Origin of the sequence: Archaeoglobus fulgidus DSM 4304, assembly GCF_000008665.1 — an archaeon.
Lineage (GTDB): Archaea > Halobacteriota > Archaeoglobi > Archaeoglobales > Archaeoglobaceae > Archaeoglobus > Archaeoglobus fulgidus.
This window is the reverse complement of sequence record NC_000917.1, coordinates 566653-587295: the sequence shown is the minus strand read 5'-3', so window position 1 is coordinate 587295 and position 20643 is coordinate 566653. Positions and strand designations below refer to the sequence as shown.

The window sequence follows — 20643 nt, the reverse complement described above, 5'->3', positions numbered from 1 at the left end:
ATATGCTAAGAGAAAACAAGTATTGGTGGAGCAAGGAGACGAGACTGACTTAACAAAACTTGAAGAGTTTCTGAAGGTTGTGTCGAAGAGCGGTGTTAATCTCGTGATATTTTCCCTTGAAAAAAGGCCAAAAAAGTTCTCCCAAATCATGGAAGAAACGAGGCTCAACCCCGGAATCGTGGATCGCAGTTTAAAGGCTCTTATCGAGCTTGGGTTGGTGAACAAAAGCGAAGGCAGGTACGAGCTTACCGAAAAGGGGATAAAAGCTCTGAAAGTTATCAAAGACATTCTCGACATTGTTAAGCAAAATTCATGACCTCTGCGCCGCTTAGCAGGTCCTCCTCGACCCCTTCAACAAGCGGATTCTTGTTGATTATCCTTCCTTTAAGCCTGTAGCTCACCTCTACTTCTTCATCCGGCTTCACTTCTAAGCTCCACGTAACCGTGGAGTAACCCGATCCGGAAACCTTGGCTCCGTCCGCCTCTACATTCCCTGAGCACATCTCGTAGAGCTTTATGCTCTTCTTTGAGCGCGTGAAGTTGGATACCCTTATTGTCACCACCTTGACACCGTCCCTTTCCTCCACGATCCTCTCAACGTGGAGGTAGCCCATTATCCTCGCGACGATTCTGTCTATTTCAAGAGGCTCCTTCTCAAGAATCTCGCAGACCTTTTTCGCTATCAGAGGTAATACTTTTCCGATCATCTCCTCCTTTTTCTTTTTCTTTTGCTGCCTGCTCTTTCTCTCGAGGTACTCTTTCAACCTCCTTCCCACTTCCTGCAGTGCGAGGCGGGTTTCATCTATTATTTCGGGAATAGCAGCAACGCTCTCCTTCGATTCAGAGGTGTAGGGGATGTTTGTTGACGCCAAATGTATGAGAATGACTGCAGGAGCGGACGGAAGCTCGCCCCTGTTCTGGACCATCCCGTAGGACTTCCAGTTGACGCTTTCAACCGCTTTGGTTAAAGCACAGCCACCCTGCTGGTAGAGAAGGGGTATCTTGTTCGCGTACCTTAAAAGCGTGACCTTCTCCGACTTTATCTCGCCACCGTAGGCAAGTCCAACCTCCACGAGGAACGGATGGCCGGAGTAAACCTTCGGTTTTCTTGTTACAGCGTACACGAACTCTGGCTGGAACTCGGCCATCAGGCTTTTTGCGATCATTGCCTCCCCTATTGGAGAGAGGCAGTCCGTAGGTGGAGGAAGAAAGTCGGTCTGTCGAAAGGCGTTGAGCAGCTTGGCAGCGTCATCCCTCCCCATTTCCTGCGGTGTTTCATCACCGCTGAACCCCGCCTTTCTCAAAACGTCGTCGGCAATCTTTTCGCCAACCCTCACGAACTCTTCCTTTAAAAACCTCCTCAACGTCGTCGCTCTGGTTGACTTCAGCATGCTCATCAGCGTTCCGAGCTCTATTCCGTGCGGATGGGGCTTGATGGACTTCGGTGGTTGCGGGATATCGTCCGTCACCCTCTTGAACTCGTTTATCGTACCGTCGGGCTCAACAAAGGTAATCTTTGCGTGCGGGTTTATAACTGAGGTTTCCCTCAGGTACTCGTAGACGCTTTGCTTCCTCTCTCTGACGTAGTTGCCTGCAACTTCAAGCTCGATTTTTGTGCCGCTTGGCAGGTACCACTCTTCTTCGCCCTCCTCAACGATCTCCGGCTCGTTCTTCTTTGTGTTGATGTAGAGAACCACCTTCTTCGCCCTATCCTCATCGGGCGTTTTCGAGATGACCGTCGCGGGCTTCCCCGTCGTAAGCTGGGCGTAGAGAACGGCTGCGGAAATTCCGATTCCCTGCTGACCCCTGCTCTGCCTTATTTCGTGGAACCTGGAGCCGTAAAGCAGCTTTCCGAAAACCTTGGGAATCTGCTCCCTGGGAATGCCGGGACCGTTGTCCTCAACGACGATTTTGAAATGGTCATCAACCTTCGAAATTCTAACAAAGATGTCTGGCAGAATTCCCGCTTCCTCACACGCATCGAGGGCGTTATCCACAGCCTCTTTAACAACGGTGATAATCGCCTTTGCCGGATTTGAGTAGCCCAGAATATGCTTGTTTTTCTCGAAGAACTCAGCTACGCTTATTTCCCTGTGCTTTCCGCTCATATCTCGGCTCCTATCACCGTCTGTGTTTTCGTTACCCCTTCAATACCTCTTATCTCGTCAACGAGCTTGTTCAGCTCAGACAAGCTGCTGGTTTCGATTATTACAACAAAATCGAACTCGCCAAAAACATGGTAAACCTCGCGAACGCCTTTTTTGCCCTTAACCGCGAGATAGACATCCTTCTCCTTTCCAGGAGCAACGTTGACCATAGTTACTCCGATTACCATGAATTAAAGTTCAAAAGAGGCTTTAATACTTTTCCCCTAAAAGATAGTCAGAAGGCCAAAACTATTCCGAACAGCTTGCCAAGCGAAAGGCCGAAGTTTCCCAGAATCTGGTTAATGTAGGGGCCGAATTTTAGCAGCGCTGGAACTATTGTACCGAGATTGCCGAAGAGCATTTGATGAGATTCGGCCATTTCAGCCTTTAGCGAGGGATTCTTGGAAATTTCCTCAAGCAGAAGCGTTGCAATCTTCATTGCCCATCCGAGAAGGGCGTTGAACTCATCCGCAATCCTGCTGGCATCAACGTTCGCCACCGCTATAACTCTATCTGCAGCAGCACTGGCTGTTGCTGAGGTCTCAGCAAACTTTGCAAGTGCCGCCATGAACTCTGCCTCGCTTACCATTTTCCTCACCTCCTATCAGTTCTCATTATTATGGTAATCATCAACTTCATGATAATGTCTTGTCCTCATGCTATTTAACTGTTACTCATAATGATTGTAATCGTAAAAATATAAGCAATTATCAATAGTTGTAATTCAACCTTTGGTTATCAAATCCTCCTTGGATTCGGCAAAAGCGAGGGATGGGAGATTGCCGGCTAAAGCTACCAGCTCATCTTTCACGACAAGAATTCCTTCAACAAAGTCAGAATACTTGCCGTAAAACTCTGAAACGGTCTTTTCAAGCTCCTTTTTTCCAAAATCCCCTATCAAATTCCCAAGAGCAGTGGCGAGGGCGTCGGCAACACTTGCGTCTCTCGCAACAACAGTGGCTGCATCCGCTTTGCCAAAGCTCACAGAGTGGCCAATTTTACCGCTGGAAGTGCAGATGGCAAGATAATCGACTGGAGGAACTTTGAAGGCGAGTTTTGAGGGATAAATTCCAACCAGCAGCTCTCTGTCGGAGTGGATAACTATATCTCCTCCGTTATCTACGACAGCAAGCTTTGCTCCAGCATCAATCATTTTTTCAACTGCGTATGCAGCGATAGTTCCTGCGACTGCTGCCATCGGCCCCACTCCTGCAATTTTTGCAGCGTTGCACATTCTGTTTATGATTTCTCCTCCTGAGCACTCAATCGGCTCGTAGCTGGTGAAGAAGTCAGGATTGTGCAAAATGTAGTCCTCAATTTCGCTCCTCGCCTCAAGGATGGCCTTCACAGCCGTTTTGTAGAATTCCTCGTTCTCGGTTAGAATTGTTACAATGGTCTCCTTGTATTGGAACTTGAACCTTCTCATAGCCCTATGAGCTTCCTGATTTCACTGAGGGAGTGCTTAACTGTTCTCCTGCTCTCAACTGCTATGATTTTGGGCAGAAGTTTTAGGGCGGTTAGGCGGTTGTTGTTGAGCATGGCATCCACAAACCTCTGCTCGTTCTCAATCCACTCAAGCTCCTTCAGAATCCTCTCCTCGTATTTTTCCAGCTCAGAATTTATCATGCATTCGGCAAGAATTTTTGCGGATGCGAGGGCAGGGGCGTTCCCCTCTCCCGCACCGCTAACACAGCCTATTGCCTCACCAACTCCCACAACGTTACCGCTGATGAAGGGTCTGCAGCGCGAGGGCGGGAGCATTCTTACTTTGCCCGTACACCTGCATGTTGAATCTGTGGGATTAAAGCCGTATTTAGCTCTAAGCTCATTCAGCAGCCTTTCAATTTCCCCCTTTTCAACATTCCCAGCCCCAATGTGCCACCATCCGTCGCCAAGGGGAAAGGCCCACGCGTAGCCTGTTCTTTCCATCTGGATGTAGAGGTTTGGCTCAACATCGTGCTTTTCGGTGGTTTGAACAGTCGGCAGAACTCTATCGTTAGCAATCTTGGGCAAAAAGGCTCTGGAGGAGCCAGTGGCATCGACAATGATTTCAGGATTCTCGGCTTTTCTCATCTCAACCCAGAGGTCAGCAAGGAGAGATTTTTTATCGAACATCACTATGTCCCTGTTCTTCAGCCAGATTCCGTTGGCGACGACGTATTCTGGTTTGAGAATCACGTAATCGTCGAAGTTGATGCCGATGTCGGAGTAAAAGCTCTTGGCTTCGCTGTAAACTATTCCCCAAGCACATCTACAGTCAGGCTCACTTCTTTTGTCGTAGATGGCAACCTCAAATCCCTCAGAGGATAAAAGGTGGTAGAGGTAGGTGCCTGCTATTCCCGCGCCGTAAATCTGAATCATAGCGACTGCAGGTTTTCAACCACAGCCTCTGCAAACTCCCTCGTTCCTACCTTCGTCCCGCCCATGTGGCGGTGGATGTCGTAGGTAACAATTCCGCTGCTTATCGTCATCTCCACAGCTTTCTTTATCATCTCGCTCGCATCCTTCCAGCCGATGTACTCGAACATCAGCGCTCCTGTGAGAATTTCGGCTGTGGGGTTGACCTTGTTCTGGCCAGCGTACTTCGGTGCAGAGCCGTGCACAGGCTCGAAGACGCCAATGCCATCACCTATGTTGCTGCCCGGAGCTATTCCAAGTCCCCCAATCAGGGCAGCAGCAGCATCGCTGAGGTAATCACCATTGAGGTTTGGCAGGGCAATGACGTCATACTCATCTGTCCTCGTCAGAATCTGCTGGAACATGTTGTCCGCAATCCTGTCCTTCACCACGATCTTGCCCTCAGGCTGCTTCCCGCCGTACTTGTCCCAGAGCTCGTCCTCTGTTATGCAATACTCGCCAAACTCCTGCTTTGCCACCTCGTAGCCCCAATCCCTGAAGGCTCCCTCCGTGTACTTCATTATGTTGCCCTTGTGGACGAGAGTCACGCTTTTCCTGTTGTTCTCTATTGCATATCTGATGGCCATCCTGACAAGCCTCTTGGTGGCAAACTCGCTGATCGGCTTTATTCCGATTCCAGAGTCCTCCCTTATGGTGACACCAAACTCGTTCTTGAGGAATCTTATTAACTTAAGGGCTTCCTCGCTACCCCTCGGCCACTCAATGCCAGCGTAAACGTCTTCGGTGTTCTCCCTGAAAATAACGAAGTTGACCTTTTCAGGATGCTTTATCGGGCTTGGAACTCCTTTCAGGTAGTAGACTGGCCTAACATTGGCATAGAGGTCGAGAACCTGTCTGATTGTGACATTTAGACTCCTGTAGCCACCTCCAACGGGGGTTGTGAGAGGGCCTTTTAAGGCAACTCTGAACTCCTTTATGGCGTTCAGAGTGTCATCAGGCAGATAGTTGCCGTAGAGCTTGTAGGCATCCTCCCCAGCATAAACCTGAAACCAGACGACTTCCTTGCCAATCTTATCAGCAGCGGCATCGAGAACTCTGATTGCAGCTGGAACCACATCCTTGCCTATGCCATCTCCCTCGAAATACGGGATGATGGGGTTATCTGGAACGATGAGTTTGCCGTTTTCATATCTTATCTTTTCTCCGTTCTCTGGAGGTTTGACCTTCTCGTACTGCATAGCGGAAGGTTGTGGTAGTTTATAAAATCCTTCCGCTCTTGGTTGAGTCGAAGATTGTCAAAATGTGCAAAAGTTTTTACGGTATAATTGCTTTAAGCCTCACATGAGCCTGAATTTCGATGCTGAAAGCTTTTATTTCGGAATATCACACCTGACCTTTGCCGCAATGGCCTCAAGTATGATTTTCGCAGCGAGAGTCTGAGTAACCTTGTTCGAGTCGGGAACAACCTCTACAACATCAAAACCAACAACTCTGTCTGCTATGCCTGCAAAAAACCTAATAAAATCTATAGGCTTCAAACCAAAAGGCTCAGGCGTTGAAACGCCGGGAGCGAAGGCGGGGTCGAAAGCGTCCACGTCAAGGGAAACGTAGATTTTGTCAAAGTCCTCCACCATTTTAACCGCCTTCTCGACCTCAAAGTCCCACGCGTGGAGGTATTTTATTCCGTTTTCCTCCGCAAACCTCTTCTCCTCTTTAATACCGCTCCTGACGCCGAAAATTGCCACCCGCATCCCGCTCTCAAAGATTCTCCGCGTTGTGCAGGCGTGGTTGAACCTGTCCCCATCGAACTCGTCTCTCAAATCAAAGTGCGCATCGAAAACGACGAAGCACGCTTTTCTGAACTTGCTCGTTGCTGCAAAGCTGATTGAGTGCTCTCCACCAATGGCTACGGGAAAACCCTCAACTTCACCAAGAAATTCCTTCGTTCTCTCAACAATCTGCTCAAAACCGCCATCGCAGTTTATGTTGCCCGCATCGCCCACTTTGACCAGCGAAAGCTCCACGTCAAAAAGGTTCGAATAGGACTCCAGATTCCAGCTTGCCTCTCTTATCGCGTTGGGAGCGAAGCGAGAGCCAGGCTTGAACGACTGAGTTGCGTCGTAGGGGATACCGTAGATTAGGTATTCAGCCTCCTCGGCATCGCAGTTTGAAAGGGAAAAGTAGGAATCGATGTGCATTAAGCCATTCTTTCAATTTTTCTCTTTCCGAGAGATTCAAGGTAAATGACTTCTCTTCCCTGCTCCATTTTGTCCTTGAGTTCTTCGGGAACCTCAAGTTCAAAGGTTTCATAGGTTTCGAGGTCCATGAGCTGTGCAACGTTTCCCGTAACGCTGATTATCTGCGCCCTCTTTCTCTCCACAATGGGCACGTAGATTTTTGCCGTTACCGGCTGCACGATGCTCCTCTTCTGCGAATCAAAGATGCCTATGGCGTCGATCCTCGCCTTAGCCGCACCGTGCTTTCCGGGCTTGCTGACGGAGATGCTGAGGATTTCGCAAGGCTCATCATCAATAACCACATAACCTCCCTCTCTGAGCTGTCTCACTTCGACCTGCTGCTTCATACCTTGCTGCCTAATTTTGCGTTAATTTAAATTTTTCTGAAGAAGAGTTAAAAATGCGACTGAGAAGAAAAAGCATGAAGCTCGCAAAAATCAGACGGCTGGTTCTGTTCTACTTCATGGTGCTTTCAGGAGTAATTATAGCCTTTACCGGAATACTGCTTTACCTCTGGCCTCACGGGCCAAATCAGGGCAGCTGGTAATTCTCGGATTCCAGAAGTCGTTCTGGCAGGATGTGCACACCTACGCGGCGATTTTTGGAGTTGTGGCAATCCTTCTCCACCTGATTGAGAACAGAAGGTGCGTGAAGCTTTACGTTAGGGAGACGCTGAGAGGTGTTTAGCTATATTAGCTTCATGGCTGCCTCTACAGCCTCAATTACGCTTTTTCCGGGCTTAATTGTTATCACAGGCACGTCAACAACTTTTTCTGCGAGGCTACTGAGTATGGGGGCGCAGACTATCGCCCTCGCACCATCCTTCTCGGCCCTCACAACGGCAACTATTGCATCCTCAAGAGTCGAAACGGGATAAACCCTGACTTTTTCCCCGAATTTAAGTTCTTCTAAAACGTATCTTGCTGCGATCAACGCCACAAACCCCTTTTTTTCGTAAAGTGCCGAAAAAATCCTTGTTATGTTGTCGTATCTGGGCTTGCTCCCCTTTAAAATCTTGTAGAGAGAGGATAAAGGGATGTTCGCCCTCTTTGCAAATTCGGAGGGATGCATTCCCCTCTCATCGAGCAATTTCTGGAGGCAACTTCCGAAATCTTCTCCCCTCGCAATGCATTCGGCAAGGCGGTATATCATAACCATAAAAGAGCATAATCCTTTAAAATTTTTCCCTTTTGGACTACGAATTTTCAAAAGGGAAAATTTAAAATTTCCGCTTCCTCCGACTTTGGGACAAAATTACCTCACCACCCTAACAGCAAACACATTGTGCCACAGCCCAACAGCAAACAAAGCCATCTCTCTCCTGTCCTCCCTCCTCTGCCTTATCAACCATCCAAATCTCCTCTTATCAGCAGAAAATCCTGCCTCACTTAAGTTCCTCTTGAAGTACCTCTTCAGAAACCTATAAGGAGCTTCAACAATCCTCTCGATAACCCTCAACCAGTCAAATCCTATTCTGGCAAGATTTCGCTTTGGAATGACGTAGACAGCTGTCTCAGCATCAAACAGCCTCAGAGTCTTCCTACTGCTGTAATACTTATCCAGAGAAATCGAGTTTACCTTCACCCCCATGCTTTTGAGCATTCCTAAAGCCTTCTCAAAGGCATCTTTCTCAGATCTGTCAGAATAGCCAAAGCCAACGTACATTCCCGTATCGATGTCAATTATCCTGAAAACGTATCTGAAGTCTTTACCTTTCCTTTTAGGATTGCTTCTATAGTGCTTAGTGATGGTTAGGCTGTATCCTGTCCCATCTCCTGAAAAATCTCCTGAAACTCCTTCCTCTCTAAGCAGAAGGATGAAGAGGTTGTGTAAAGCCATTCTAACTTCTTCATCCGAGTATAATCTTTCTATCGTTTTGTAGCTAACCTTTATCCCGAATAAAGGTTCAAACAGCTCTAAAAGCTCCTCAATATCTCTGTTTGATTTGTCCATCAGCCTTGCAAACAGAAAGAGCATAACTCTCTTCTCCAGATCAACTTTCTTTGGTCTTCCCACCCTCTTTTGCACGGTTATCACAGAAATAGCCTCTCTAACGTATTCAGGGAGTTTTCTCAGCCTTTCCTTAACAACTTCTCTCTTCCTCTCCCATTCTGTGTACGGATACTTTTCCTTCTCCTCCTGTCTTATCTCCTCTGCAATTTCATCCAAAACATCCAGAAGTTCCCTTACAAACTTCCCTGTCACTCTGAATCCAAGGTTCATGTTCTGATTCCAACCAAAAAGTATTTAAGTATTTCTATGGATATACTTAACATGAGGAGGGTTGAAGTGAAGAAGGGAGATTTTGTTCTGAAAGAGGAGGTTGAGGTTGTTTTCGAGAAGAGAGTCACGCCTTTCGGTAATTCAGCAAAGGTTGATGTGCCCAAGAGGTATATTGGGTGGAGAGCGTATGTGATTGTTGTCAGGGATTAAAGGAATTTTGTCCCAAAACCGCTTCCTCCACGCATTTTATGAAGAGGTTGCTGATTCTGCTGCTAGCCTCGGCAATCATGCTTTCCGGATGCTCACAGGTTGAGGACAAGAAGGTGAAAGTGGTCACGATGTCTCCCAGGGATATGGTTGAGCAGCTGAAGCTCGGAGAAATTGACGCCTTCGTAGCCTGGGAGCCTTTCGTTAGTGAGGCGGTTGTTAAAGGATACGGTAAAATAATAACAACTTCTGCCGACATATGGCCGAATCATCCGTGCTGCGTCGTTGCAACTGCTGAAAAAGATGATAGGGCAGTAGTTACAGCAATCGTCTGGGCACATGTGAAGGCAACCAGGTTCATAAACGACCCTGAGAACAGGGAAAAGGTTTTACAGTACGCAATGGAGTTTACGGGAAAAAGCAAGGAGGTCGTGGAAGAAGCATTGACGAGAATCAAGTTCATCGAGTATCCTGATGAAGGGGAGTTCGTGAAGTACTACGAAAACCTCAAAAAGGGTGGTTACCTCAAGAAGGATGTTGGAGAGCTTGGTTACAAAAGTGAGGATGAGTTCCTCCGCGATTTTCTTTACAGGGATGTCTATGACTACGTTGTCAGCAAGCTTGCAGAAAACGAGAGCTGGATTCCGGAAAAGGTGAACAGGAGTGTGAGAATGGGGTATCTCACAGCTGACCTCCACCAGCTCGCCTTCTACGTGGCGATGAAGGAGGGCTACTACGACCAGGTGGGGCTGAAGGTTGAGGCAAAGGAGTTTGCCAACGGTGTTGTGGAGATGGAGGGATTCAAGAACGGGGAAATCGACGCGGGCTATCTTGGAGGGGCTCCTGCAACACTGAAGAGAGTAAACGATGACGTCAGAATTAGCATAATTGCGGGGGCGAACAGCGAGGGCTCGGCTATTGTTGCGAGGAGTGCCAGCAGCATAGAAGAGCTTGCAGGGAAGAAGGTTGCCATTCCGGGCTTTGGAACAGTTCAGGACTTTCTGCTCAGAATGGCAGCTGAAAAGGCGGGGCTGGAGATAACGACATGAGGCTGAAGGGAGCGTTTGTACTCATTTTTTCCTGGTATCTGATTTCCGCCCTAACCGACCTCCCCCACCCCCACGAGGTTGCGGAGGTTTTTTTCACGCTGCTTGTTAACCCAGAGCCGGTTCTTGGCAAGACCCTCGTTCAGCACGCTGTTGCGAGTCTTTTCAGAGTTCTTGCGGCCTCTTTTCTTGCCTTCTCTATTGCAGTACCTCTCGGAATAATTTCGGGGTGGAACAGAACGCTTATGGAGTTTATTGCACCCGCAGTTGAGGCTTTGCGCCCCATACCCCCCTTGGCTTGGATTCCGCTCGCCTACATAATCTTTGCTCCACTGCCCAATACCGTTGAAGTTTCCCAGATTTTCATAGTCTTTGTTGGAGCTTTCTTCCCCTGCTTCATCTCCGTTTTTGACTACGCAAGAAATGTCCCGGAGGAGCTTTTGGAGATGGCCGAGGTCTTCAAGGCTCCTGAAAGGCTAATAATCACGGACATAGTCGTACCACACTCCCTGCAGGGGATTATGAGCGGTGTCAGAATTGGTCTCGGTGTGGGATGGATGAGCATCATTGCAGCAGAGATGATTGCTACCTCCGGAGAGGGCTTGGGTTACTTCATTATGGTAATGTACAATGTTGGCGGGAGGACTGCTGAAATTGTTGCGGGCATGGCGATGATTGGAATTATTGGGTACATGATGAACTGGCTGCTTCTGAGGGCTGAGAGGTGGGTGATGCCGTGGCGCTAATTGTAGAGGGGCTGAAGAAAAGCTACGGAAATCTGAGGGTTCTTGACGGGGTGACTTTCAGCGTTGAGAAGGGGGAGTTTGTCTGCCTTATTGGGGAGAGTGGGTGTGGCAAAACGACAATTCTCAAGATTATAGCGGGTCTTGAGAAGCCGGATGGGGGGAGGGTGGAGTTTGCAGGTGGAGCGAGAATGGGCTTCGTTTTTCAGGACGACAGGCTTCTGCCGTGGAAAACAGTTTACGGAAACATTCTCTTCGCCCTGAGAGCTTCGGGGATTGAGGATGGTGGAGTTGTGAGAGAGATTATAGATGCCGTGGGGCTGAGGGGGTTTGAGAACTACTACCCAAAGCAGCTCAGTGGAGGAATGAGGCAGAGAGTGGGGATTGCGAGGGCTTTAGCAGTGAATCCCGACCTTCTGCTCATGGACGAGCCCTTTGCCAGCCTCGACGCGAGAACGAGGGAGAGGATGCAGGAGGAACTTCTCAGAATTGTTGAGGGAAAAACGGTCGTTTTTGTTACCCACAGCATTGATGAGGCTGTTTATCTGGCTGACAGAGTGGTTGTGCTCTCCCCGAGACCTTCAAGAGTCCTGAGAATCGTTGAGGTTGACATTGAAAAGCCGAGGGACAGAAACTCGGAGGAGTTTATTGAGAAGAGGAAAGAAATTTACAGCGCTCTCAAACCTTAGTCATGGGGAAGCTGGTTGCAACTGCTGCAATCATCTTTGCTGTTTCATCCATCATCCTTCTCTCTCTTGCCCACCAGAATGATTACCTCCTCATTTCCGGCAGCGAAAGCTGCATACTTCCAGCTAAAAACTTCTCTGTATCTTTTATCCACTCTGTGGAGCTTTCAAAGGAGGTTGATTTCTTCTATGTCCAGAATGGGGAAATTTACCTCTACAAAACTCTCGTCAGGTCTGCGGGCTGGGGGCTGCCCAGCACAGAGAATTTCACAACCACTGATGAGGGCTTTGAGTATGCGATTAAAAGACGCATTGGAGTGTTAAGAATCTCCACAAATCCTTTAAACCACTACAGCCTTGGGGTGGATGGGAAGAGCATTTCCCTTGACAAATTTGGCAGCTCTCTGGAAATAAAGGTCGTGAGAATTAGCCCCTTGGTGGCAGCGTTGCAGAGGTGGTGCTGATGGGTGAGGCGGAGGTGGACGTGACAGAGCTTGAGAAGAAGTTCCTTCACGAGCGCGATTTGAAGGGGAGATATGCGTTGATAGTTTCTGCCGTGGCAATTGTATTCTCAACCTTTCACGTCATCAACGGCTCCTTTACCGGGTTGCTTCAGCACGACATCGTTAAATCTGTCCACCTCGCCTTTGCCATAGCCCTCGCCTTCCTGATTTACCCCCTCTCAAAGAAGAGAACTGAAACAAAGATCCCCTTTTACGATTTTATTCTCGCAGCGGTAGGATTCTATGTAGCATTTTATCTGGCGATGAACTACAAGGAACTGCTCTTCAGGGCTGCCATCGGCTACACTCCCTTCGATTTTTTCATAGCAGTTCTCGCTGTTATATTCGTCCTTGAGGCGACGAGGAGAGTGGTCAATCCTGCTCTCGTGGTTGTTGCGATAATCTTCATCCTCTACGCCAAGTTTGGTGCCTCGCTGCCGGGTGTTCTTTCCCACCCCTCCTACGACTGGAAGCAGATTCTTGAGCACCTCTACTACACCAAGGAAGGGATTTTTGGCACACCCATTGCCGTTTCTTCGAGCTTCGTAGTCCTTTTCGTTATTTTTGGCGCATTCCTTGAAAGGTCAGGGGCGGGTAGGTTCTTCATAGACCTCGCCTACTCCTTAACTGGCTGGATGGTTGGAGGGCCTGCGAAGGCTGCGGTTGTGTCGTCAGCCCTCATGGGAACGATTTCTGGAAGCTCCGTTGCCAACACGGTCACAACGGGGGCATTCACCATCCCGCTGATGAAGAGGGTTGGGTATAAGCCAGAGTTTGCAGGTGCGGTGGAGCCCGCTGCATCAACTGGAGGGCAAATAATGCCGCCCATCATGGGGGCTGCAGCCTTCATAATGGCCGAGTTCGTTGGAATGCCCTACATAAACATCGTTTATGCGGCAATCATCCCAGCCTTCCTCTACTTCTTTGGTGTTTTCTCTGCAGTGGACTTTGAGGCGAGAAAGGAGAACCTGAGGGGATTGAGCAGAGAAGAGCTCCCCTCACCCCTTCAGGTTTTGAAGGGGGGATGGTACTACCTCGTCCCACTCTTCATAATCATCTACATGCTGGTCAGCGGCTACACGCCAATTCTTGCTGGAGTTTACTCCATTTATGCGGTTATAGCCATAATGATTCTGAAACCGCTGATAATGAACTACAGAAAGCCTGCAGAGCAAAGGGAACCGCTTGGTAAAGTCCTGAAGGGTTCCATTCTCAACATCCTCTCAGCCTTAGAGCACGGTGGGAGGAGTGCAACAACCGTTGCGATGGCATGCGCTTCGGCAGGAATCATCGTGGGGGTTGTAACTCTAACTGGCTTGGGATTCAAAATCGCTGCTGCTGCCATAGCCCTCTCTCACGGCTACCTGCCCATAATACTTGCCCTAACAATGCTCGTCTCCCTAATTCTTGGAATGGGTGTGCCTACAACGGCAAACTACATCATCACCAGCACAATTGCCGCTCCAGCCATTATTACTTTCATGGCGCAGGGCTACGGGATGCCAGTGAGAGAGTTCCTCGAAACCTATCCAGAGCTTGTTCTCCCAGCCCACATGTTTGTTTTCTACTTTGGAGTAGCCGCCGACCTCACACCGCCAGTAGCCCTCGCAGCTTACGCCGGTTCCGCAATTGCTGGCGGTGATCCATGGAAAACGGGAATCAATGCCGTTAAAATAGGGATAGGGAAGTACCTCGTCCCCTACCTCTTCATCTTCTCTCCAGCTTTGCTGCTCATAGGCGTTAAAACTCCCGCTGACGTTTTTAATCTTCTAATTCTACTTGCTACGGTAATGCTTGGAATAATGGCGATAAATGCGGGCACCATAGGTTGCATAACCAAGCCTTTAAGCAAAGCTTACCGCCTTATTGCAATAGCTGCTGGGGCTTTGCTACTCTTCCCCGACTGGACTGCAAAGGTTGTGGGTTTAGTGGTTTTCACAATAATATTTTTAAAACAGCAATACAGTCTTCATAATGAGGTGGTAGAATGAAAAAGATTGTGGCTGTTCTGTTTCTTGCAGCCCTGATTTTGGGATGCGCACAGCAGCCAAGTGAGGAGAAAACGACAACTCCGGCGGCAACAACTACGGTGGCTGAGGTGAGAGAGGTAACTATTCTTACAGGCGGTTCTGCGGGAACTTACTACCCAATCGGAGGAGCGATGGCCCAGGCCATAACTGAGTTCGCTCCCGGCATTAAGGCAACTGCTGTGACGAGCGGGGCCTCAGTCGTCAATGCGAGAAAGGTTGGAGCCGGTGAGGCTGAGTTTGGACTTATGCAGAACGATGTTGCCTACTACGCCTACAATGGAATCGAGATGTTCAAGGACAACAAGATTGACAAGCTGAGAGGCGTTGCAACACTCTACCCAGAAATCATCCAGATTGTGACGCTAAAGGAGAGCGGAATTAAGACCGTTTACGACCTGAAGGGCAAGAAGGTTGCTGTTGGTGCTCCCGGCTCTGGAACGGCAGTTGATGCACTGCAGATTCTGAATGCAGCAGGCATTGATGAGAGCAACACAGACATCAGGTATCTCGACTTCAAGGAGGTTGCCGATGCCCTCAAGGACAGAACCATTGATGCCGGATTCATCGTTGCGGGAATCCCAACCTCTGCCGTCAGCGATGTTGCTGCAGTCAGAGAGGTGGCGATTGTCGAAGTTCCGGACGAGATTTACCAGAAGCTGAAGGAGCAGTATCCCTTCTACACTCAGGTTACCATTCCAGCAGGAACCTATCCGGGTGTTGACGAGGACGTTAAGACTGTAGCAGTCCTTGCAATGCTCGCCACCAACGCTGATTTGCCAGAGGACCTCGTTTACGAGGTTACCAAGGCAATATTCGAGCACAGAGATATTCTTGAGGCTGCACACAAGAGGGCTGCAGACATAACACTCGAAACTGCCCTTGAGGGCATGCCAATCCCGCTGCATCCCGGAGCAGAGAAGTACTATAAAGAAAAGGGATTGCTCCAGTAATTTTTTACCTTATTTTTCCCCTGAAGGGTATCAGGTCAACCATTGTTTTGAGGCCTGCCTCGCTTTTAACAACAGCCTCTGCAAGGTTGACTGCAACTGAAGCTGTTCCAAGGTCGCCCTTTGTTCCCGTTGACGTCCAGATGATGCTATTGTCGCCATAAATTTCAATTCTCTCGTATTCTTCTGCATTGGCGTAGGCGTGGAATTCAATCCTTATCTTCTCCTCCCCATTTTTCAAAGCACTTCCGTAGCCTATGGCTCCAAGAACCTCTCCGCTATCATGCACAAATTTCTGCCCCTCCCTTACCTCGTCAGGAGAGAAGTTAAGGGCCTCACTGATTAGAAGCACAGACTCCGCATAGCCAACATGCCCGGTAATCTCCCCCTTCTCAAGCTTCTCCTCTGCATCCTCAAGTTTCAGGCCAATTCCCACCTTCTTCTGGAAGGGCTCTCTCCTCTTCAACGTATCAATGCACCTTACAGCCTTTATCCTCTCAACTTCCGTGAAGGGGGCGGAGAGGAAAACCACCAGCGCATCAAGGAGGAAGCCGGGGTTTATGCCCGTTCCAAGGACAGTTTTTCCATTCTCGACCGCAAGGCTGTTGATTTTTTCAGCAAGCTCAGGATAGCGATAGCCGGGATAGCTGAGGGTTTCGCAGGTGCTTATAACGTTGAATCCTTTTCTCAGGCACTCCTCGATTTGGGGATAAACTCTGTCGAGGTAGGAGCCAGTGCAGAGGAAGGCAACGTCTCCTTCAAATTCCAGCCTGTCGCTGATTACGCCGTCAGACTGAATTCCGAATTCACTCAACTTCCTCCCCTTCAGCTCTGGATTGATGTCAACAGCTCCAACGACGTTTATTCCTCTCTTGGCACAGCATTCAGCAATCAGCCTTCCTATCGGCCCGAAGCCATAGATTACAGCGTCCATGGAGGGAGAGTGAGGGAAGGTATTAAACTTTAATTGTCATGTAAACCCTTATTTTTCAGCCTACTATCCCTCCTAATTTTTGCTGCCCCACCATGATGGTATATGCTTTTGCATGTCAAAATTCCGGAAAGGAAAGCTGATAACTTTTTTAATCCACCGGCTGTTCAGGTTTCATGCTTCCCGCTAAATACTCACCGAAGGATGTGGAATCTGAAATTTTCAAGTTCTGGGAGGATAATGACATCTACAGAAAAGTTAAGGAGAAAGGTGGAAGAAAGTTTTACTTCGTTGATGGCCCACCCTACACAACAGGAAGGATTCATCTGGGAACTGCGTGGAATAAAGTTCTGAAGGATACCATTCTGCGCTACAAGAGGATGATGGGCTTTGCTCCCACAGACACTCCGGGCTGGGACATGCATGGTTTGCCAATTGAAGTTAAGGTGGAGCAGGAGCTTGGATTCAGAACAAAGAGGGACATTGAGAGTTTTGGAATTGATAAGTTCATCGAGAGGTGCATGAACTACGCTCTGGCCAACAAAGACGCCATGACGGAGCAGTTCAAGAGCCTCGCAGTCTGGATGGACTGGGAGAATCCCTACATGACCATCAAGGCTGAGTACATGAACGCTGCGTGGTTTGCGATCAAGAGGGCTCACGAGAGGGGGCTGCTTGAGAGGAAGAAGATGGTTGTTAACTGGTGCCACCGCTGTGAAACGGCACTGGCTGATGCTGAGGTGGAGTACTGGGATGAGGAGGACCCCTCAATCTACGTCAAGTTCCCCGTAAAGGGGGAGAAGGACACCTACATCGTCATCTGGACCACCACGCCCTGGACACTTCCAGCCAACATGGCCGTTGCCGTTCATCCATCACTTGAGTACGCAAAGTTCAGGGCGGTTAAGGACGGGAAGGTTGAATATTTAATCCTCGCAAAGGAGCTTGCCGACTCCGTATTGGGAAAGGGAGACTACGACAGCTGGGAGGTGGTTGAAACCTACCTCGGAGAGGATTTAGAGGGTCTGGAGTACGAGCACCCCCTTGCCGATGAAGTGCCGTTGCAGAAGAACTGGAAGCATCAGGTTTTCTTTGCTGACTTCGTCACTGCTGAAAACACGGGCTGTGTCCACATTGCTCCGGGGCACGGTGTTGAGGACTATGAGCTTGGAGTGGAGAAGGGACTGGAGGTTTTCAATCCCGTTGACGACAGGGGGGTTTACACTGAGGAGGCAGGCAAATACGCAGGAAAGCACGTGAAGGAGGCCAATGACGACATCATTGACGACCTCTACCGCAAGGATTTGCTGCTGGCTGAGGAGAGAATTGTTCACCGCTACGGCCACTGCTGGCGCTGCAAGACGCCAATCATTTACAGAGCAACGGAGCAGTGGTTCATCAAGATTTCAGAGCTGAAGGATGAGATGCTGGAGGAAATAGACAAGGTAATGTGGATTCCCGAGTGGGCGGGAAGTGCGAGGTTCAAGGACTGGGTCAGCAACGCCAAGGACTGGTGCATAAGCAGGCAACGCTACTGGGGCATCCCCATTCCTGTCTGGATTTGCGAAAAGTGCGGAGAGATGAAGGTTGTCGGCAGCATTAACGAGATAGAGTGGGAAAACGACCTCGATTTGCACAGACCCAAAATTGACGCCGTAACGTTCAGCTGTCAGTGCGGAGGGGTAATGAGGAGAGTTCCAGATGTCTTTGATGTCTGGTTCGACAGTGGTGTGGCGAGCTGGGGGAGTATTGCTTATCCACTCAGAAAGGACAAATTCGAGGAGCTTTGGCCCGCAGATTTTATCACAGAAGGGCACGACCAGACGAGGGGATGGTTCTACTCCCAGCTTGGCACTTCAGTTGTTTGCTTTGATAAAGCCCCCTACAAAGCTGTTTTGATGCACGGCTTCACACTTGACGAGCAGGGAAGGAAGATGAGCAAGAGCCTCGGCAACGTTGTTGAGCCCGAGGAGGTTGTTGGCCAGATTGGCGTTGACGGCTTCAGGCTCTACGTCCTCTACTCCGCTCCCTGGGAGGACCTGAGGTTCAGCTGGGAGGAGGCGAGGAACATAAACAGAATGCTCAACGTCGTGTGGAATGCTGTCAGATTTGCCCACACCTACATGAGCCTTGATAATTACAGCTTTGGCGAGAAGGGAGAGCTTAAGATTGAGGACAGGTGGATTCTATCAAGGCTTGAGAGCTTTATAAAGGAGGCTAACGAGGCCATGGAAGGCTATCAGGTCCACAGAGTTGTCAGAGCCTTCTTTGACTTCTTCGTTGAGGACTTCAGCAGGTGGTACATCCAGATTATCAGGCCGAGAGTGTGGGAGGAGAGGGATTCCCCATCGAAGCTCGCAGCCTACTACACGATGTTCAGGGTGATTGACAGGTCTTTGAGAGCTATAGCCCCCTTCGCCCCGCTCATTGCGGAGTGGTTCTACCAGCACGTTGTAAAGGAGTTCAGGGAGGGGGAGGAGTCCATTTTCATGGAGGAGTATTCCACTGCTGAGGTTGAGATGATTGATGGCGAGCTTGAGGCAGCAATGAAGGTTGCGAAGGAGATTGTAGAGGCTGCAGCCAATGCAAGGAACAAGGCAAAGAGGAAGCTGAGGTGGCCTTTGAGGGAGCTTGTTATAGAGTCGGGCAGCGAGAAGGTAAGAAAGGCTGTGGAGATGCTTGAGGAGACAATTTTGAGCCAGTGCAACGTTAAGCAGGTTAGAGTGGTTGACAGCTTTGAGAAGGAGATTGAAATCAAGCCGAACTACAAGTACATCGGCCCGTTGCTCAAAGAAAAGGCTGGGGAATTTGCGAAGTACGTGGCATCGCTTAAGGAGATTCCCGAAAAGCTCGTTTTCGATGGTGTGGAGCTTGACCCCAAGCAGGCCATAGTTGTGGACTACAGGCTGCCTGAAGGATACGAGTATGCAGAGTTTTCAGGAGGAGTGGTTTACATCTACAAGGAGCTCGACGATGAGCTTGTGAGGGAGGCATTTGCCAGAGAGGTTATTAGGAGAATTCAGGAGATGAGAAAGGAGCTCGACCTCGACGTCGAGGAGTTCATTGAAACGACAGTGGAGATGGATGCCGAGCTCGTCAAAGGCTGGGAAGACTACATAAAGAGCGAGACGAGGTCACAGAAGCTGGTTTTCGGCAAAGCAGAGGGGTACGTTAGAGAGTGGAATATTGAGGGAAAGAAGGTTAAAATAGGAATAAAAAGGCTGAGGGGTTAGAAATCCCTCCAATTTTTGTTTGTGTACTCCTCCTCTTTCAAACCAAAAAGCTTATTATTTCCGTCAAGGGAAGAGATTTTATGTCGTTAAGAGAGAAAGTTGAAGAAGTTGTTGAAAAAGACATAAGACCGGCCTTGATGAGGGATGGGGGAAACATAGCGGTCGTCGACGTTGATGAAGGTTCTGGAACCGTCAAAGTTCAGCTTCTTGGCGCATGCGGTGGTTGCCCGATGTCGATGATTACACTGACCTCCTTCGTCGAGAGATACCTCAGAGCCAAGGTTCCTGAAGTAAAGAAGGTCGTGCCAGTCTGATTATGATAAAGCTGGTAGAGCCTCTTAAAAAGCTCATAATAGACGGAGTCGGAGTTAGTGGAGAAGAAGTGGAAGAGCAGCTTTTCGGTGGATTTTGCGAGTGCGGAGGAGTGATGTACCAGAGGTTCTGGTTTACCAGGGATTCCGAGAAAATTCTCGTCTCTGAATGTGAGAAGTGCTGGAAGCACAAGGCAATGATTTTTAACTCCCACTCCTTTGTGTCGCATCAGAGCGTTGAGGTTCTCGGAAAGTACGACTTCGTCGAGCTTTTAAAGGAGACGCTGGGCGAAAAGGAATTTGAGTCACTCGTCAGAAAGGCAAAAAATGAGGAATTTGACCCCGTTTCTTACACACGAGCAAAAAAAATGTTGACTTCAATGAATCTTGATATTGACGAGATTTTAGACCAGGTTCGATGAAGATTAAACTCCAGGAGATCAGGGAGAGAATTAAGCTTTACAGCGAAATGACCGATATCGCCTCGGTTTCGAGGCGTTACTTTATCATAGGGTTTTTTGATGGCGTTTTGACAATTCTGGGTCTCATAATTGGTTCTCACCTTTCTGGCGAGATTTCGGCAAGGTTGGTTATCACGGCTGGTGTTGCAACTGCTTTGGCGCTGGGCATTTCGAGTTCATGGGGCGCGTTCGAGGCGGAGAGGATAGAGCAGAAGATAATGAAGGATCAAAAAGAGAAAGCTCTGCTCGTGAACTCAAGAGAATCAACAATTGACCGAGCCCATCGCTTTGCGGCTTACGTTTCATCGATCATCCATGGAATAGCTCCAATTATCGGCGCAATCCTGCCATTAATTCCTTATGCTTTCCTCCCGCTTGAGGAAGCCTTCGTAATGGCTGTTGCGATAGGATTCGCTAGTCTCTTCATTCTCGGAGCGGTAATGGGGAAGTCGGCAAAGTTCAACGTGTTCGTGAGTGGTTTCAGGATGTTTCTCGCCGGTGTTGTGACTGCTGTGATAGTAACAATTCTCAGCCCCAGCCACTTCATCTGAAACCTTTTTTAATTCCGCCCCTACTTAGC

The 20643-nt window shown here is 49.0% G+C and carries 24 protein-coding genes; 13 read left to right on the top strand and 11 right to left on the bottom strand.

All coding sequences use genetic code 11. The features are described from left to right. Positions 1 to 25 precede the first annotated feature (25 nt). Positions 26 to 316, top strand: a complete 291-nt coding sequence (locus tag AF_RS03320) for a winged helix-turn-helix transcriptional regulator (RefSeq protein ID WP_010878156.1) — start codon at positions 26 to 28, stop codon at positions 314 to 316. Here AF_RS03320 and top6B read toward each other — a convergent pair. From top6B to eif5A, 8 genes are all read right to left on the bottom strand, one after another. After that, on the bottom strand, positions 300 to 2108 hold the full coding sequence (top6B, locus tag AF_RS03315; RefSeq protein WP_010878155.1) for a DNA topoisomerase VI subunit B: 1809 nt from the start codon (positions 2106 to 2108) through the stop codon (positions 300 to 302). The genes AF_RS03320 and top6B overlap by 17 nt on opposite strands. Then, the gene (locus tag AF_RS03310) at positions 2105 to 2335 is read right to left on the bottom strand and encodes an Lrp/AsnC ligand binding domain-containing protein (RefSeq protein ID WP_010878154.1); all 231 of its coding nucleotides are present in this window, start codon (positions 2333 to 2335) and stop codon (positions 2105 to 2107) included. The genes top6B and AF_RS03310 overlap by 4 nt, the downstream gene beginning before the upstream one ends. Positions 2336 to 2382: 47 nt before the next feature. After that, positions 2383 to 2736, bottom strand: a complete 354-nt coding sequence (locus AF_RS03305; RefSeq protein WP_010878153.1) for a hypothetical protein — start codon at positions 2734 to 2736, stop codon at positions 2383 to 2385. A gap of 135 nt (positions 2737 to 2871) precedes the next feature. Then, entirely contained in the window at positions 2872 to 3573 is a 702-nt protein-coding gene (locus AF_RS03300; protein ID WP_010878152.1) for a UPF0280 family protein, read from the bottom strand. After that, the gene (locus AF_RS03295) at positions 3570 to 4508 is read right to left on the bottom strand and encodes an NAD(P)/FAD-dependent oxidoreductase (RefSeq protein ID WP_010878151.1); all 939 of its coding nucleotides are present in this window, start codon (positions 4506 to 4508) and stop codon (positions 3570 to 3572) included. Before AF_RS03295 ends, AF_RS03300 begins: the two co-directional genes overlap by 4 nt. Next, positions 4505 to 5743, bottom strand: coding sequence for an isocitrate dehydrogenase (NADP(+)) (gene icd, locus AF_RS03290; protein WP_010878150.1), 1239 nt, complete (start codon positions 5741 to 5743; stop codon positions 4505 to 4507). The genes AF_RS03295 and icd overlap by 4 nt, the downstream gene beginning before the upstream one ends. Before the next feature lie 132 nt (positions 5744 to 5875). Further along, complete coding sequence (gene speB, locus AF_RS03285) at positions 5876 to 6703, bottom strand: agmatinase (protein WP_010878149.1); 828 nt, start codon at positions 6701 to 6703, stop codon at positions 5876 to 5878. Then, positions 6703 to 7089: a translation initiation factor IF-5A gene (eif5A, locus tag AF_RS03280; protein ID WP_010878148.1), complete on the bottom strand. Its 387-nt coding sequence runs from the start codon at positions 7087 to 7089 to the stop codon at positions 6703 to 6705. The genes speB and eif5A overlap by 1 nt, the downstream gene beginning before the upstream one ends. 74 nt (positions 7090 to 7163) lie before the next feature. Here eif5A and AF_RS13690 point away from each other — a divergent pair, with 74 nt between their 5' ends. Further along, positions 7164 to 7289 (top strand): hypothetical protein, encoded by a 126-nt coding sequence (locus AF_RS13690; RefSeq protein ID WP_257640091.1) that lies wholly within the window; start codon positions 7164 to 7166, stop codon positions 7287 to 7289. 140 nt (positions 7290 to 7429) lie between these two features. Here the strand turns inward: AF_RS13690 and AF_RS03275 are convergent, their stop codons facing one another. Further along, positions 7430 to 7894 (bottom strand): helix-turn-helix domain-containing protein, encoded by a 465-nt coding sequence (locus tag AF_RS03275; RefSeq protein ID WP_081423253.1) that lies wholly within the window; start codon positions 7892 to 7894, stop codon positions 7430 to 7432. Positions 7895 to 7996: 102 nt separating this feature from the next. Beyond that, positions 7997 to 8965 (bottom strand): ISNCY-like element ISA1214-1 family transposase, encoded by a 969-nt coding sequence (locus AF_RS03270; protein ID WP_010877790.1) that lies wholly within the window; start codon positions 8963 to 8965, stop codon positions 7997 to 7999. Between the two features lie 51 nt (positions 8966 to 9016). Here AF_RS03270 and AF_RS03265 point away from each other — a divergent pair, with 51 nt between their 5' ends. The 7 genes from AF_RS03265 to AF_RS03235 are packed head-to-tail and all read left to right on the top strand — an operon-like array spanning position 9017 to position 15130. Further along, entirely contained in the window at positions 9017 to 9175 is a 159-nt protein-coding gene (locus tag AF_RS03265) for a DUF2080 family transposase-associated protein (protein WP_010878145.1), read from the top strand. 38 nt (positions 9176 to 9213) lie between these two features. Then, complete coding sequence (locus tag AF_RS03260; protein ID WP_048064263.1) at positions 9214 to 10221, top strand: ABC transporter substrate-binding protein; 1008 nt, start codon at positions 9214 to 9216, stop codon at positions 10219 to 10221. Continuing rightward, positions 10218 to 10964 (top strand): ABC transporter permease, encoded by a 747-nt coding sequence (locus AF_RS03255; protein ID WP_010878143.1) that lies wholly within the window; start codon positions 10218 to 10220, stop codon positions 10962 to 10964. The genes AF_RS03260 and AF_RS03255 overlap by 4 nt, the downstream gene beginning before the upstream one ends. Then, positions 10943 to 11650, top strand: a complete 708-nt coding sequence (locus AF_RS03250; RefSeq protein WP_010878142.1) for an ABC transporter ATP-binding protein — start codon at positions 10943 to 10945, stop codon at positions 11648 to 11650. The genes AF_RS03255 and AF_RS03250 overlap by 22 nt, the downstream gene beginning before the upstream one ends. A gap of 2 nt (positions 11651 to 11652) precedes the next feature. Beyond that, positions 11653 to 12111, top strand: coding sequence for a DUF1850 domain-containing protein (locus AF_RS03245; RefSeq protein WP_010878141.1), 459 nt, complete (start codon positions 11653 to 11655; stop codon positions 12109 to 12111). After that, positions 12111 to 14141 carry a TRAP transporter permease gene (locus AF_RS03240; protein WP_048064637.1) on the top strand — a complete coding sequence of 677 codons (2031 nt, stop codon included), beginning with the start codon at positions 12111 to 12113 and terminating at the stop codon, positions 14139 to 14141. Before AF_RS03245 ends, AF_RS03240 begins: the two co-directional genes overlap by 1 nt. After that, entirely contained in the window at positions 14138 to 15130 is a 993-nt protein-coding gene (locus tag AF_RS03235; RefSeq protein ID WP_010878139.1) for a TAXI family TRAP transporter solute-binding subunit, read from the top strand. The genes AF_RS03240 and AF_RS03235 overlap by 4 nt, the downstream gene beginning before the upstream one ends. Positions 15131 to 15134: 4 nt before the next feature. On the opposite strand, the gene AF_RS03230 is transcribed toward AF_RS03235, so the two are convergent. Beyond that, on the bottom strand, positions 15135 to 16061 hold the full coding sequence (locus tag AF_RS03230) for a dihydrodipicolinate reductase (protein WP_010878138.1): 927 nt from the start codon (positions 16059 to 16061) through the stop codon (positions 15135 to 15137). Positions 16062 to 16234: 173 nt separating this feature from the next. Between AF_RS03230 and ileS the strand changes: the two genes are divergently transcribed. From ileS to AF_RS03210, 4 genes are all read left to right on the top strand, one after another. Then, complete coding sequence (gene ileS, locus AF_RS03225) at positions 16235 to 19291, top strand: isoleucine--tRNA ligase (RefSeq protein ID WP_010878137.1); 3057 nt, start codon at positions 16235 to 16237, stop codon at positions 19289 to 19291. Positions 19292 to 19371: 80 nt separating this feature from the next. Then, positions 19372 to 19605, top strand: a complete 234-nt coding sequence (locus tag AF_RS03220; RefSeq protein ID WP_010878136.1) for a NifU family protein — start codon at positions 19372 to 19374, stop codon at positions 19603 to 19605. Between the two features lie 2 nt (positions 19606 to 19607). Beyond that, a complete protein-coding gene (locus tag AF_RS03215; protein WP_010878135.1) occupies positions 19608 to 20024 on the top strand; it encodes a hypothetical protein in 417 nt (138 codons plus the stop codon). After that, positions 20021 to 20614 (top strand): VIT1/CCC1 transporter family protein, encoded by a 594-nt coding sequence (locus AF_RS03210; RefSeq protein WP_010878134.1) that lies wholly within the window; start codon positions 20021 to 20023, stop codon positions 20612 to 20614. Before AF_RS03215 ends, AF_RS03210 begins: the two co-directional genes overlap by 4 nt. Positions 20615 to 20643 lie beyond the last annotated feature (29 nt).

Coding starts and splice junctions, on each gene's coding strand:
- AF_RS03230 (WP_010878138.1), bottom strand. CDS start 16,061: ATGGACGCTGTAATCTATGGCTTCGGGCCGATAGGAAGGCTGATTGCT.
- AF_RS03300 (WP_010878152.1), bottom strand. CDS start 3,573: ATGAGAAGGTTCAAGTTCCAATACAAGGAGACCATTGTAACAATTCTA.
- AF_RS03240 (WP_048064637.1), top strand. CDS start 12,111: ATGGGTGAGGCGGAGGTGGACGTGACAGAGCTTGAGAAGAAGTTCCTT.
- AF_RS03270 (WP_010877790.1), bottom strand. CDS start 8,965: ATGAACCTTGGATTCAGAGTGACAGGGAAGTTTGTAAGGGAACTTCTG.
- AF_RS03215 (WP_010878135.1), top strand. CDS start 19,608: ATGATAAAGCTGGTAGAGCCTCTTAAAAAGCTCATAATAGACGGAGTC.
- AF_RS03305 (WP_010878153.1), bottom strand. CDS start 2,736: ATGGTAAGCGAGGCAGAGTTCATGGCGGCACTTGCAAAGTTTGCTGAG.
- speB (WP_010878149.1), bottom strand. CDS start 6,703: ATGCACATCGATTCCTACTTTTCCCTTTCAAACTGCGATGCCGAGGAG.
- AF_RS13690 (WP_257640091.1), top strand. CDS start 7,164: ATGAAGCTCGCAAAAATCAGACGGCTGGTTCTGTTCTACTTCATGGTG.
- AF_RS03255 (WP_010878143.1), top strand. CDS start 10,218: ATGAGGCTGAAGGGAGCGTTTGTACTCATTTTTTCCTGGTATCTGATT.
- AF_RS03295 (WP_010878151.1), bottom strand. CDS start 4,508: ATGATTCAGATTTACGGCGCGGGAATAGCAGGCACCTACCTCTACCAC.
- AF_RS03235 (WP_010878139.1), top strand. CDS start 14,138: ATGAAAAAGATTGTGGCTGTTCTGTTTCTTGCAGCCCTGATTTTGGGA.
- ileS (WP_010878137.1), top strand. CDS start 16,235: ATGCTTCCCGCTAAATACTCACCGAAGGATGTGGAATCTGAAATTTTC.
- icd (WP_010878150.1), bottom strand. CDS start 5,743: ATGCAGTACGAGAAGGTCAAACCTCCAGAGAACGGAGAAAAGATAAGA.
- eif5A (WP_010878148.1), bottom strand. CDS start 7,089: ATGAAGCAGCAGGTCGAAGTGAGACAGCTCAGAGAGGGAGGTTATGTG.
- AF_RS03210 (WP_010878134.1), top strand. CDS start 20,021: ATGAAGATTAAACTCCAGGAGATCAGGGAGAGAATTAAGCTTTACAGC.
- AF_RS03260 (WP_048064263.1), top strand. CDS start 9,214: ATGAAGAGGTTGCTGATTCTGCTGCTAGCCTCGGCAATCATGCTTTCC.
- AF_RS03275 (WP_081423253.1), bottom strand. CDS start 7,894: ATGATATACCGCCTTGCCGAATGCATTGCGAGGGGAGAAGATTTCGGA.
- AF_RS03220 (WP_010878136.1), top strand. CDS start 19,372: ATGTCGTTAAGAGAGAAAGTTGAAGAAGTTGTTGAAAAAGACATAAGA.
- AF_RS03245 (WP_010878141.1), top strand. CDS start 11,653: ATGGGGAAGCTGGTTGCAACTGCTGCAATCATCTTTGCTGTTTCATCC.
- top6B (WP_010878155.1), bottom strand. CDS start 2,108: ATGAGCGGAAAGCACAGGGAAATAAGCGTAGCTGAGTTCTTCGAGAAA.
- AF_RS03310 (WP_010878154.1), bottom strand. CDS start 2,335: ATGGTAATCGGAGTAACTATGGTCAACGTTGCTCCTGGAAAGGAGAAG.
- AF_RS03265 (WP_010878145.1), top strand. CDS start 9,017: ATGAGGAGGGTTGAAGTGAAGAAGGGAGATTTTGTTCTGAAAGAGGAG.